This window comes from Microbacterium sp. Leaf179, assembly GCF_001423785.1.
Lineage (GTDB): Bacteria > Actinomycetota > Actinomycetes > Actinomycetales > Microbacteriaceae > Microbacterium.
In genome coordinates this window covers 167,824-179,780 of the sequence record NZ_LMPH01000003.1, presented here as the reverse complement: position 1 = coordinate 179,780, position 11,957 = coordinate 167,824, and the positions used below count along the sequence as shown (strand labels likewise).

Annotated in this window: 13 protein-coding genes, 1 tRNA gene and 1 other RNA gene; 8 read left to right on the top strand and 7 right to left on the bottom strand. The window is 71.1% G+C overall.

Annotation, left to right across the window (positions count from 1 at the left end; translation table 11 throughout):
• The first annotated feature begins 165 nt into the window (after window positions 1-165).
• Entirely contained in the window at window positions 166-420 is a 255-nt protein-coding gene (locus ASF96_RS12335; protein ID WP_055939745.1) for a hypothetical protein, read from the top strand.
• A gap of 57 nt (window positions 421-477) precedes the next feature.
• Here ASF96_RS12335 and ASF96_RS12330 read toward each other — a convergent pair whose 3' ends face one another.
• The 3 genes from ASF96_RS12330 to ASF96_RS12320 all read right to left on the bottom strand — a co-directional run bounded on the left by ASF96_RS12330 (window position 478) and on the right by ASF96_RS12320 (window position 3,247).
• A complete protein-coding gene (locus ASF96_RS12330) occupies window positions 478-1,680 on the bottom strand; it encodes an acetyl-CoA C-acetyltransferase (protein WP_055940030.1) in 1,203 nt (400 codons plus the stop codon).
• 58 nt (window positions 1,681-1,738) lie between these two features.
• Window positions 1,739-2,392: a 3-oxoacid CoA-transferase subunit B gene (locus ASF96_RS12325; RefSeq protein WP_192013239.1), complete on the bottom strand. Its 654-nt coding sequence runs from the start codon at window positions 2,390-2,392 to the stop codon at window positions 1,739-1,741.
• A gap of 84 nt (window positions 2,393-2,476) precedes the next feature.
• The gene (locus ASF96_RS12320) at window positions 2,477-3,247 is read right to left on the bottom strand and encodes a CoA transferase subunit A (RefSeq protein WP_055939744.1); all 771 of its coding nucleotides are present in this window, start codon (window positions 3,245-3,247) and stop codon (window positions 2,477-2,479) included.
• Between the two features lie 187 nt (window positions 3,248-3,434).
• On the opposite strand from ASF96_RS12320, the gene ASF96_RS12315 reads away from it, so the two are divergent.
• From ASF96_RS12315 to ASF96_RS12300, 4 genes are all read left to right on the top strand, one after another.
• The gene (locus ASF96_RS12315; protein ID WP_055940026.1) at window positions 3,435-4,196 is read left to right on the top strand and encodes an IclR family transcriptional regulator; all 762 of its coding nucleotides are present in this window, start codon (window positions 3,435-3,437) and stop codon (window positions 4,194-4,196) included.
• Window positions 4,197-4,231: 35 nt separating this feature from the next.
• Window positions 4,232-4,687: a MarR family winged helix-turn-helix transcriptional regulator gene (locus ASF96_RS12310; protein ID WP_055939742.1), complete on the top strand. Its 456-nt coding sequence runs from the start codon at window positions 4,232-4,234 to the stop codon at window positions 4,685-4,687.
• Window positions 4,684-5,907 (top strand): MFS transporter, encoded by a 1,224-nt coding sequence (locus ASF96_RS12305; protein ID WP_055939740.1) that lies wholly within the window; start codon window positions 4,684-4,686, stop codon window positions 5,905-5,907. Before ASF96_RS12310 ends, ASF96_RS12305 begins: the two co-directional genes overlap by 4 nt.
• A 272-nt stretch (window positions 5,908-6,179) precedes the next feature.
• Window positions 6,180-7,922 (top strand): HNH endonuclease signature motif containing protein, encoded by a 1,743-nt coding sequence (locus ASF96_RS12300; RefSeq protein WP_082509672.1) that lies wholly within the window; start codon window positions 6,180-6,182, stop codon window positions 7,920-7,922.
• A gap of 211 nt (window positions 7,923-8,133) precedes the next feature.
• Here the strand turns inward: ASF96_RS12300 and ASF96_RS12295 are convergent, their stop codons facing one another.
• Together ASF96_RS12295 and ASF96_RS12290 are read right to left on the bottom strand one after the other, a co-directional pair.
• Window positions 8,134-8,703 carry an NUDIX hydrolase gene (locus ASF96_RS12295; RefSeq protein WP_055939736.1) on the bottom strand — a complete coding sequence of 190 codons (570 nt, stop codon included), beginning with the start codon at window positions 8,701-8,703 and terminating at the stop codon, window positions 8,134-8,136.
• A gap of 111 nt (window positions 8,704-8,814) precedes the next feature.
• Window positions 8,815-8,890 (bottom strand) — tRNA-Lys (locus ASF96_RS12290).
• A 102-nt stretch (window positions 8,891-8,992) separates the two neighbouring features.
• On the opposite strand from ASF96_RS12290, the gene ASF96_RS12285 reads away from it, so the two are divergent.
• Both ASF96_RS12285 and ASF96_RS12280 read left to right on the top strand, forming a co-directional pair.
• Entirely contained in the window at window positions 8,993-9,814 is an 822-nt protein-coding gene (locus ASF96_RS12285; protein WP_055939734.1) for an inositol monophosphatase family protein, read from the top strand.
• Window positions 9,811-10,389 carry a hypothetical protein gene (locus tag ASF96_RS12280; protein ID WP_055939732.1) on the top strand — a complete coding sequence of 193 codons (579 nt, stop codon included), beginning with the start codon at window positions 9,811-9,813 and terminating at the stop codon, window positions 10,387-10,389. The genes ASF96_RS12285 and ASF96_RS12280 overlap by 4 nt, the downstream gene beginning before the upstream one ends.
• 48 nt (window positions 10,390-10,437) lie before the next feature.
• Here the strand turns inward: ASF96_RS12280 and ASF96_RS12275 are convergent, their stop codons facing one another.
• On the bottom strand, window positions 10,438-10,806 hold the full coding sequence (locus ASF96_RS12275; protein WP_055939730.1) for a hypothetical protein: 369 nt from the start codon (window positions 10,804-10,806) through the stop codon (window positions 10,438-10,440).
• Window positions 10,807-10,931: 125 nt separating this feature from the next.
• On the opposite strand from ASF96_RS12275, the gene ASF96_RS12270 reads away from it, so the two are divergent.
• The gene (locus ASF96_RS12270; protein ID WP_055939728.1) at window positions 10,932-11,471 is read left to right on the top strand and encodes a YaeQ family protein; all 540 of its coding nucleotides are present in this window, start codon (window positions 10,932-10,934) and stop codon (window positions 11,469-11,471) included.
• A gap of 97 nt (window positions 11,472-11,568) precedes the next feature.
• Here ASF96_RS12270 and ssrA read toward each other — a convergent pair.
• Window positions 11,569-11,939, bottom strand: a transfer-messenger RNA (tmRNA) gene (ssrA, locus tag ASF96_RS16570).
• Window positions 11,940-11,957 lie beyond the last annotated feature (18 nt).

Genomic DNA, 11,957 nt, shown 5'->3' with positions numbered 1-11,957 from the left:
GGTGCGGAAACGCGCAGGGGGCTGGACGGGATGCGACACGAGCGTCGACGGACCGTGGCGCGCTCCCGCGGTCGACGCGGCGTCCGAGCTCGGTCGATCGACGCGTCGGCGCGTCACCGTGTCAAGGCGCGGCGTGCGTTCCCCCACCCTGGGTAGGTTGGGCGCATGCGCCAGTACATCTTCGGAACCGGTCTTCTCAGCGCCATCACCGGCGGCGTCACGCTCTTGCGTGCCCTGCGCAACGACGAGCCGTTCACGTGGCGCGTCGCGCTCGCGTGGCTCAGCTGGGGCATCACCCTGGCCCTAGCCATCGGGTCGGTCGTCGACACCCGTCGCGCACGCCGCGGCAAGGTCATCGCGGGCGACTCCCCCGTTTCGAAGAAGCAGCAGAAGCTGCTGAAGAAGCGCCTCGCGCGCTGACCCCCCTGACGGCGAACGGATGCCGCGGCCTCGAGGTCGCGGCATCCGTTCCGTGTTTCAGCCGGCGACGTTCTCGCGGGTGAGGATCAGCGCGTCGCCCTGGCCGCCGCCGCCGCAGAGCGCCACGGCCGCCGTGCCACCGCCGCGCTTGACCAGCTCGTGCACGGCGTGCACCACGAGGCGGTTGCCCGACACTCCGATGGGGTGACCGATCGCGATGCCGCCGCCGTGCGGGTTGACCACGTCGTCGGACAGGCCGAGTTCGGCCTGGGAGCGGGCGACGACCGCGCCGAAGGCCTCGTTGATCTCGACGAGGTCGAGGTCGCCCGCGGTCAGCCCCTGCGCGTCGAGGGCACGGGCGATCGCGCGTGCGGGCTGGGCGTGCAGCGAGTTGTCGGGGCCGGCGACCTGGCCGGCGGCGCCCACCACGGCGAGAACGTCCCAGCCGTGGTCGGCCGCGATGCGACGGGTGGTGACGACCACGGCCGAGGCGCCGTCGGAGATCTGCGAGGCGTTGCCGGCCGTGATCGACCCGCCCTCCGCGAAGGCGGGGCGCAGCTTCGCCAGGGTGTCGACCGTGGTGTCGGCGCGGATCCCCTCGTCGGCGCGCACGACGAGCGGCTCTCCCTTGCGCTGCGGGATGGTCACGGGCACGATCTCGGCGTCGAAGACCCCGGCCGCCTGCGCGGCGGCGGCCCGCTGGTGCGAGCGGGCGGCCACGGCATCCTGATCCTGGCGCGACACCTCGTACCGCGTGTTCGCCCGCTCGGTCGACGCGCCCATGCTCTCGTGGTCGTACGCGTCGGTCAGCCCGTCGTGGGCGAGGTGGTCGAGCACCTCGACCGAGCCGTAGGCGTAGCCCTCGCGCGAGTTCATCAGCAGGTGCGGCGCGCGGGTCATGGACTCCATACCGGCGGCGACGACGACCGTGGCGTCACCGAGGCGCAGCATGCGCGCGGCGTCGATGATCGCGGTGAGGCCCGACAGACACACCTTGTTGACCGTCGCGGCGTGCACGTCCCAGCCGATGCCGGCGGCGAGGGCCGCCTGGCGCGCGGCGTTCTGCCCGACCCCGGCCTGCAGCACCTGGCCCACGAGCACCGCGTCGACCGACGCGGCCGGGATCCCGCCGCGTTCGAGCGCCCCGCGGATCGCCGCGGCGCCGAGCTCGACGGCGGTGAGCGGGGCGAGCTGCCCCTTCAGCCGCCCCTGGGGCGTGCGGGCGGCGGCGACGATGACGACGTCGGTGTCGTGTGACATGGCGGTGTCGAGTGACATGGGGTGTCCTTCCGGTCGGGGAGACGGTGGAGCGGGGCCGTCAGGGCCGTGCGGCGACGCCGGGCGCGACGATCAGGGCGGGCTCGGTGGCATCCTGCACCTCTTCGATGGTGACACCGGGGGCGAGCTCGGTGAGCACGAGCCCCTCGTCGGTCACGTCGATGACGGCCAGGTCGGTGATGATGCGGTCGACGACGCCCCGGCCGGTCAGCGGCAGCGAGCAGGTGTCGACGATCTTGGGCGTTCCGTCTTTGGCGACGTGTTCCATGAGCACGATCACGCGAGCCGCTCCGTGCACGAGGTCCATCGCGCCGCCGGGGCCCTTGACCATCTTGCCCGGGATCATCCAGTTCGCGAGGTCGCCGGATGCCGACACCTGCATCGCCCCGAGGATTGCGGCGTCGATCTTCCCCCCGCGGATCATGCCGAAGCTCAGCGCGGAGTCGAAGAACGCGGCTCCCGGGAGGGTGGTCACCGTCTCTTTGCCGGCGTTGATCAGGTCGGCGTCGACGGCGTCGTCGGTCGGATAGGGACCGACGCCCAGGATGCCGTTCTCGGACTGCAGCACGACGGTCACGCCGTCGGGCACGTGGTTGGGCACGAGGGTGGGCAGGCCGATGCCGAGGTTGACGTAGGCGCCGTCGGCGAGTTCGAGGGCGGCACGCGCGGCCATCTCGATGCGGGTCAGGGGCATGTCAGATCCTCTTCTCGGTCGACGCGGACGGGGCGGAGGCGATCGGCGTCCGGCGACGGGACCGAGCCAGGCACACGCGGGACCTCATCGGGCGCTCCCGCTCACCGTGCGCTTCTCGATGCGCTTCTCGACCTCGCCCACCTCGACGATGCGGTGCACGAACACCCCGGGCAGGTGCACGGCGTCGGGCTCGATCTCGCCCGGTTCGACGAGGGTCTCGACCTGCACGATGCACGTGCGCCCGGCCATCGCCGCGAGGGGGTTGAAGCTGCGCGCCGCCTTCCGGAACACGAGGTTGCCGTGGCGGTCGCCCTTCCAGGCGTGCACGAGGGCGAAGTCGGTCGTGATCGCTTCTTCGAGCACGAATTCCCGGGGCTGGCCGTTCACGTCGAACGTGCGCACGTCCTTGGGGGGCGAGGCCACCGCGATGCCCCCGGATCCGTCGTAGCGGCGGGGCAGACCCCCCTCGGCCACCTGCGTGCCCACGCCGGTCTGGGTGAAGAAGGCGGCGATACCGGCACTCCCCGCACGCAGCTTCTCGGCGAGCGTTCCCTGGGGCGTGAGTTCCAGCTCGAGTTCGCCCGAGAGGAACTGCCGCTCGAACTCCTTGTTCTCGCCGACGTACGACGAGGTCATCTTGCGGATGCGTCCGGCCCCCAACAGGATGCCGAGTCCCCAGTCGTCGACGCCGCAGTTGTTCGAGACGACCGAGAGGTCGCGGGTGCCCTGGGCGAGCACCGCTTCGATGAGGGCGATGGGGTTGCCCGACAGGCCGAACCCGCCCACGGCCAGGGACGCCCCGTCGGGGATGTCGGCGACGGCCTCGGCGGCCGAGCTCCAGGTCTTGTCGATCACGCGAACTCCTTCGTGTCTGCGTCGTCCCATGCTGCTCCGGCGAGCGCCGGGACCGGCAGTGGGTTCTTGCCATGTGGATGGGTCGGGGCGTAGCGTCCACATCGTGGACACGGCATCCGGAATCGACCCCGACGACGGCGCGGGTCGACGCGGCGGATCGCCCACCCCGTCCGCGGGCGGGCGCGGGGTGCCCGGCGCTCAGGCGATCGCCCGGGCCGCGCACCTGCTGCGCCTCGTGACGGCGGCGGGCGCACGCGGCGCGACAGTCGGCGACCTCGCCCGCGACGCCGACCTCACCCGCCCGACCACGCACCGGCTGCTCACGGCCCTTCGCGCCGAGGGCCTCGTCGACCGTGACGAGCACAGCGGGCACTGGCTTCCGGGGCCGGAGCTGTACCTGATGGGGAGCGTCGCGGCATCCCGCTTCGACATCACCGCGACGGCGCGCGACATCGTGCGCTCGCTCGCCGTCCGCACCGAGGAGAGCGCGTTCCTCTCGGTGCGTCGCGGGGACGAGACCGTCTGCCTCGTCCGCGAGGACGGCAGCTTCCCCATTCGTTCGTTCGTGCTGTCGGAGGGCGTGCGGTTCCCGCTGGGCGTCGCGTCGGCCGGCCTGGCGATCCTCGCGTTCCTTCCACCCCAGGATGTGGACGCGTATCTCGAGCGGCATCCGGAACTCGTCGAGAAGTGGGGCGCCTCGCACTCGCCCGCGCGGTTGCGCACGCGGATCGGCGATACGAAGGCACGCGGCTACGCGGTGAACCCGGGGCTCATCGTGGAGGGCAGCTGGGGCATCGGCGCGGCCGTGTTCACCCGCGACGGCGACCCGCAGTGGGCGCTGAGCCTCACGGGCGTGGAGTTCCGCTTCGGCGGCGAACGGCTGGCGGAGCTCGGGCGCATCCTGCTCTCGCACGCGCACCAGCTGTCGACGCGCCTCGGCTCGCGTTAGATACCCCCGGTATATACCTGCGGTATGCTTTTTGTATGACCCGCGACGACGACCTGCAGAAACTCCTGCTCGCGGTGCACGCCCTCACGCGCATCGCGGCCATCGACACCCAGAACGACGCCCCCGGCGCGCAGTGGCGCACCTTGACGCTGCTGCGCGACCACGGCCCCCAGCGCCTCGGCGACCTGGCCACCCTCAGCCGGGTGACCCAGCCCGGCATGACCCGCCTCGTCCACCAGATGGACGCCGCGGGGCTCGTGGCCCGACAGGCCGACCCCGCCGACTCGCGGGTCAGCGTGATCGCCGCGACCGACGCCGGGATCGAGGCGCTCACCCGCTGGTTCGAGTCGCTGCGCGCAGCCCTGGCCCCGCACGTGGCGGATCTGACGGATGCCGAATGGGACGCCGTGCGCGTCGCCGCCGGCGCCCTGTCGGCCCGCGTGGGCCTGCAGCCCACCCCCGCGCCCGAGACGATCGGAGCCGGTCGATGAGCGGCACCACTCCCAGCGTCTGGAAGCAGCCCGCACAGGTGTGGGCGGTGGCGTTCGCCTGCGTCGTCGCCTTCATGGGTATCGGCCTGGTCGATCCGATCCTCCCCGCCATCGCCGACGCCCTGCAGGCGAGCCCCGTCGAGACCGAGCTGCTCTTCACGAGCTACCTCGTGGTCACGGGACTCGCGATGCTCGTCACCAGCTGGATCTCGAGCCGCATCGGCGCGAAGGCGACCCTGCTGGTCGGCCTCGGACTCATCGTGGTGTTCTCGCTGCTGTGCGCCCTGAGCGGCAGCGTGGATGCCGTGATCGGCTTCCGCGCCGGCTGGGGCCTCGGCAACGCCCTCTTCATCTCCACGGCGCTGGCCACCATCGTCGGAGCCGCATCCGGCGGCAGCTCGGCGGCCATCATCCTGTACGAGGCGGCACTCGGCCTCGGCATCGCCATCGGGCCGCTGCTCGGCGGCATCCTGGGCGAGGCGAGCTGGCGCGGACCGTTCTTCGGGGTGGTCGTGCTCATGGCGATCGCGTTCGTGGCGGTCACCCTGCTGCTGCGCGGACCGACGCCCGAGCGGCGGCCGATCGCGTTCAGCGCGCCGTTCCGTGCTCTCGGTCGCCCCGCGCTGGCGATCCTCGCGGCGACCGCGCTCTTCTACAACATCGGCTTCTTCACCCTGCTCGCCTTCTCGCCGTTCCCGCTGGGGTTCGGGGCGATGGGGATCGGCCTGACGTTCTTCGGCTGGGGCCTGGGGCTCGCCGTCACGAGCGTGTGGGTCGCCCCGCTGCTGCTTCGGCACCTGCGCCTGACGACGGTGCTGCTGATCGCCCTGCCGCTCTTGGCCGTCGATCTGCTGGTCGCCGCCTTCGTGGTGTCGTCGGCCACGGCACTGGTGGTCTGCATCGTCGTCGGAGGTCTCGTGCTCGGCGTGGTGAACACCGCGCTCACCGAAGCGGTCATGGAGGCCACCGACCTTCCGCGCTCGGTCGCGTCATCGGCCTACTCGGCCGTGCGGTTCCTCGGCGGGGCCGTGGCTCCCCCGCTGGCCGCGCTGCTCTGGCACGCTTACGGCGCCGGAGTGCCGTACGTCATGGCCGCGGTGTCGGTCGTGATCTCGAGCGCGTGCATCCTGTTCGGACGCCGCCTGCTGGCCCACATCGACGGAGCACACGCGGATGCCGCGGACGAGGGCGCTGCGGTGCTGATCGGCGACGCCGCCTGACGGGGCGGGGTGAGGGGCCTCGGTCTGCGGCGTGGGTCGCGGGGCGGGGCCCTTCGTCGGTGTGAGGGGTCTTCGTAACCGGGGCGTTCCAGGGGCGTGATCGGGTGGGGGTGCGGGCCTTCGGCGGTGGACGCGGTTTCGGGTGGTCGCGGTGAGGCGTGAGGTGTACGCCGACGCCCTGAATCGAGCATTCTCCGGCACCGGATCGATCGCGGAGTGTGCCCGTCGACGACCATTCCGCCGATGTCGGAGGTTGCCGATACCGTCTCGGCATGAGCCTCTCCGCCCCCGTGAACGACAGCCGCCGGGCCGTCGAATGGTGGCGCGATGTGCCGCCTCCGAGCGCCCGAGATCTGCAGCTCGAAGCGGACACGCTCTGGGCAAGAGAGCTGGGGCTTCTCGACGGCGATGAGTATGCCGACGAGCGTCCGCTCGGCGAGTTCTCGTGGGCGGAGATCGACAGGTCGACCGCCATCGTCGACTCTGACGACGACCCCGGCGGCGACGACCCGGCGCCCACCGCGCACGACGGCTTAACCAGCGCATCGCAGGACGGCTCGACCCCCACCGTGCACGACGGCTCGACCAGGTCGGCGCACGACGTCTCGACCCCCAGGGCAGACGATGGCGAGGTCGCGAGCCCGCCGCTCGTCGACGGCGACGCCGACGTCGACGATCTGCTCCGCGCGCTCGAGGTCGCAGCGGTGACGCAGCGCCGGGCCACCGCCGAGGGGTACCGACTCATCGCGCTTCTCGTGAGCCGCGCGACCATCGATCCCGAACCCTGGGTCGGCCCCGACCCCACGCTCGACGGCGTGGGGAGCGACCCGCGACGTCGTGGGGCCGCGGCCATCGCGCGCGACCGGCGCGACCTGGCGCAGCGCGCGGCCGTGGCCGAGATCGCCGTGCGCCTGCGCCTCTCCGAACAGACGGTTCGCGTCCGCGGCTCGCAGGCAGAGGGCATGCGGGAACGCTGCCCGCGCACCTGGAACGACTTCGCCGAGGGGCGCACCTCGGAGCGACATGCCGTCGAGACCGCTCGTCTCGCGGACAGCCTGCCCGACAGCCCCGAGACGTGGGCGGCCTTCGACGACGGCGCCTCGGAACGCGCGCGCACCTTGACCCCCGCGAAGTTCGTCGTGGCTGCGCGCGCGCTTCGCGAACGCGTCCACGCCGACTCCCTCGAGCAGCGACACGCACGAGCCGCTCGCGACCGCGGCGTCTGGGTGACGGCAGAACTCGATGGCATGGCGACACTGAGCGCGCTGCTGCCCGCGGATCGTGCCCACGCGGCGATGGCGCGCGTCGACCGGTTCGCCCGACACCTGCGCGCGACCCCCAACGAAGAGCGGACACTGGCGCAGCTGCGCGCCGACACGCTGGCCGACATGCTGGACGGAGCCGACACGGTCGACGGCGCGCGACCAGGCTCGACACCAGCCACCGCGACACCCACAGTGCCGGTCAGCTCCACAACCACCCCGCGGACTCCCGAACAGGCCACGGCGCACCCACGCGTGAAGAACGCGCGCCCCGCCCTCTCGCGCGCCTCGATCGTCGTGACCGTTCCCGCGCTGACGCTCCTCGGCGGCGACGACGGACCGGCGACTCTCGACGGGTACGGTCCGATCGACCTCGACACCGCCCGTCGCCTCGCGGGTGGCGCCACGAGCTGGACCCGTCTGCTCACGCACCCGCTCAGCGGGGCTCCGTTGGCGCTCGATCGCACGTCGTATCGCGTCACGGCCGCGCTGCGCCGGTGGTTGGGCGTCACCTCACCGACGTGCGTGTTCCCCGGCTGTGCGCGGAGCGCACGGGACTGCGACATCGACCACCTCACGGCATGGGCTGAGGGCGGCACGACGGACGCTGACAATCTCGAACCCGAGTGTCGACATCATCACCGACTGCGGCACGAATCGCGCTGGAGTCCCTCCCGCGATCCCGACACCGGCGATGTGCGATGGACCTCCCCGCGCGGCCACGAGGTCGAGACAGACCCGCCGCCGTTCTGACCGAGCGACGCGCGACGGAGTTCTACACCCCCGTCCCCTCGGCGCGGACGTCCCGCGCGGCCACGAGATCGACACAGATCCGCCGCGGTTATGGCCGAGCGAAGCGCGACGAAGCTCTACGCCCCCGTCCCCTCGGCGTGGACGTCCCCGCGCGGCCACGAAGTCGAGACAGACCCGCCGCCATTCTGACCGAGCGAAGCGCGACGGAGCCCTACGCCCCCGCAGCCGCAGCCCCGCCCTCACGCACCCGCTCCCCCAGCACGTCCCAGAGCTGATCGAACCGCATGTTCCACGGCGTGGCGAAGACACCGTCCTTCCACCGCTCGTGCACGACGTCGAGCGTGACCCACTCGGCCTCCAGAACCTCTTCCGGGTCTGGGATCGGAGTGACCTCGCTCGTTACCCGCGCGACCCAGAGGTCGAAGAGCGCGCTCGGTTCCACGACACGCCCCACGAGGACGAGGTCATCCGGGGCCACGGCGATACCGGTCTCCTCCTCGAGTTCGCGGACCGCCCCGCCGCGGCTCGACTCTCCTCGAAGGGCACTGCCCGCGGGGAACTCCCACGCGAGCGGGTAGTCCTTCCCCTCGGCGCGTCGGCTCATCAGCACCCGACCGCTCGGGGCGACGACGCACACCGAGGCCACGATGTGGAACGAGCCCTCCGGCACCGGTCCATCCCCCCGGCGGTGCAGCCCACCCGTCGGAGTGCCCTGCACGTCGGTCACGTCCCACAGTTCGTCGTCGGCCATGGCATCCCCCGTCTGCGCCGCGACGAGCACGCGCGGGCACCTCCATCTTGCCGCGGGACAACCGACAGGCACCCGGAGAATCGCCCCGAAAATGCGAAAATCCCCCCTCGCCCTGGTGAGGCGAGAGGGGAATTTCGGAGGTGGTGCACCCCCTCGGACTCGAACCGAGAACCCATTGATTAAGAGTCAATTGCTCTGCCGATTGAGCTAGAGGTGCGTCTTCACAGTTCGAAATCGGCGTCTCGAACCGAGGGATTACGTTACCAGGCATGACGCGGCGACACCAAATCGTGCCAGGAGCGCCGGTTATCCTGGTGCGGTGTCCTCCACTGCTGCCCCCTCCGCGACCTCGACGGATCTGACCGACGACCTCGCCCTCGCGCTGCGGCTGGCCGACGCCGCCGACGCGGTCGCCATGGAACGCTTCGACGCGGCCGACCTCCGCATCGACACCAAACCCGACCGCACCCACGTCACCGAAGCCGACCTCGCCACCGAGCGCGCGATACGCGCGATCCTCGATGCCGAGCGGCCCGACGACGCCATCCTGGGCGAGGAGTTCGGCACCTCGGGCGACACCGCGCGCCGGTGGGTCATCGACCCGATCGACGGCACCCACAACTACATGCGCGGCATCCCGGTCTGGGCGACGCTGATCGCCCTCACCGTCGACGGCGTACCGCAGATCGGCGTGGTCAGCCAGCCGGCGATCGGTCGACGCTGGTGGGCCGCCACCGGGCAGGGCGCGTGGACGACCACCGCCACCGGCGACGAGCGCCGCATCCATGTCTCGGGCGTCGACCAGGTGTCGGCTGCGAGCATCAGCTTCCAAAGCATCGAGCAGTGGGATGACGTCGATCACCTTCCCGCACTGGAGCGTCTCACGCGAGCGGTGTGGCGTGATCGTGCCTACGGTGACGCATTGCCCTACATGTGGCTCGCCGAGGGTCGGCTGGAACTCGTCGCCGAATTCGGAGTCAAGGAGTACGACATCGCCGCCATCGCCCCCATCGTGCGCGAAGCCGGCGGACGTTTCACGGCCTTCGACGGCTCCGACCGTCTGGACGCCGAGTCGTCGTTCGCGACCAATGGCCTGCTGCACGACGCGTTCTTCGCCCTGCTGCACGAGGACGCCTCGTGAGGCGCCGTCCCCTCGCCCTCGCGCTCTCGACGACGACGCTGACCGCCGTCGCCCTCATGATCCTCGCGGGGTGTTCGGGACCGGCAGCGCCTCAGGAGGCACCGGCGGGAACGGTCACCTCGACGCCGTCGGCCTCCGCAGAGCCCGAGGTCACACCGACCACCGACCCCGTCGCAGAAGACCCGACCTGCCAGAACATCATTCCCCGGGCGACGGCCGACGACTTCGTCAGCCTGGGGTGGAGTGCGCAGTCCGAGCCGTTCCGCATCGGAAGCATCGAGCTCGACGAGGGCATCCAGTGCAAGTGGGGTGATCAGAAGATCACGACCGATCGCGTGCAGATGTTCGGCTGGGCACGCATCGACGACACCGACGCCGCGGCGGCCGAGAAGGAGCTCGTCGCCTCGGGCTGGCGTCGCGAGGTCGGCGACGCGGGCACCTACATCACCGAGGACCCCTCGTGGGCGATCAGCAAGGACGGCGACGGGTACGGCATCACCTACCTGTTCGGTGACGGGTGGGTGAAGCTCGCCGACACCCGGCAGAGCCTCGTGCTCGTCGAGGGTCCGCAGTAACAGCCCCACCGCCTCGGTACACCCGGTCGAGGGCGTCCACTCGGACGGTCACCGGTACGGGTTGACCGCAGCCGCATCGCGCGCGGCCCCGAACCCCTCGTCCCAGGCGTCGCCCCGCGCCTCGACCTCGCGCCACAGCGCGTCCGCCTGCACGACGCGGTGCGCGAACGCGACCCAATCCGCCCACGAGGCGGTGATCCCGGATGCCGGCTCCCCCGGCCGCTGGGTCGCGTGCAGACCCGAACCCCGTTCCCCGTCGTCATCGGCAGCGGTGATCCCGGATGCCGGCGCGCCCCCGCTCTGCCCGGGACCGGTCCCCGTGCCACGGCGCGCGAGGGCGGTCCAGGTTCCGGCGTTCGGGGTGGGAGCGAGGTGGAACGGACCGACGTCGATCCGTGCGGCGCGGGGGTCTGGCATCCCTCGACGCTACGGTCGGGGTGGCACGCGCGGCAACCGTCCCGCAGCCGATCGACCACCGGGGCGGACCGCCCCGCTTCTCGCGAGCCTCTTCCCCACCCCGTCCTGACGTAGGCTCGAGCCTCGTGGCTATCGGCGCGACCATTCACACGTTCACCGTGCAACTGTCCGACGTGGACCGCGGCGTCTACGAGGAGCTGGCCCTGCGCGTCGCGCGGCATCCCTCCGAGACCGCCCCGTACATGCTGACTCGCGTGCTCGCGTACTGCCTCGAGTACGAAGAGGGCATCACGTTCAGCGAGGGCGTCGCCGCCACCGACGAGCCCGCCGTGATGGTGCGCGACCTGACCGGCTCGATCGTCGCCTGGGTCGAGGTAGGTGCCCCGGATGCTGCCCGCCTGCACACCGGCAGCATGAAAGCCGAGCGCACCGTGGTCTACACGCACCGCGACCCCGAGAAGGTCGCCGCCGCGTGGGCGGGCAAGCGCATCCACCGCGCCGAGGACCTGCTTCTGCACAGCTTCGAGCCCGGCTTCGTCGAGCGCGTCTCCGAAGGCATCGAGCGGCGCAACACGGCCACCCTCACCCGCACCGAGGGGCGTGTCTACCTCGAACTCAACGACGTGTCGGGCGAGAGCGACGTGCACACCCGCACGGCCGCCTGAGCGCCCAGACCACGCGCTCGGTTCGATCCCGAAACCAAGAAAGCCCTCGTCCCCGCCGAAACGGGCGGGAACGAGGGCTTTCTCACGTGACAGTGACTCGTGGAGCTGGGGGGAATCGAACCCCCGTCCAACGCTGGGTCTCCGCGTTTTCTCCGGGCGCAGTCTGTGCAGACGTTCTACTCGGCTCCGACCTTTGTCACAGACACCTAAGTCGACAAGCCCAGCCTGGGAAAAGTCCCGTGTGACGTCCAGACGCCATCACACAGCAAGACCCCTAAATGACGCCAGGATCCGTGGCGGGGTCGCACACGGTCTGACGGACTATCGGGCTCGCTTACGCAGCGAGGGCGAAGTCAGTGCGCTTAGCATCGGCACTTATTGTTTTGCAGGGAGCGTTTACGAGATAACCCCACATCCTCGGCCCGCTTTCTCGCGGGTTCGCAGACGCTGTCGAAACCGATCAGCCCCGTGAACTCCGTGTGGAGC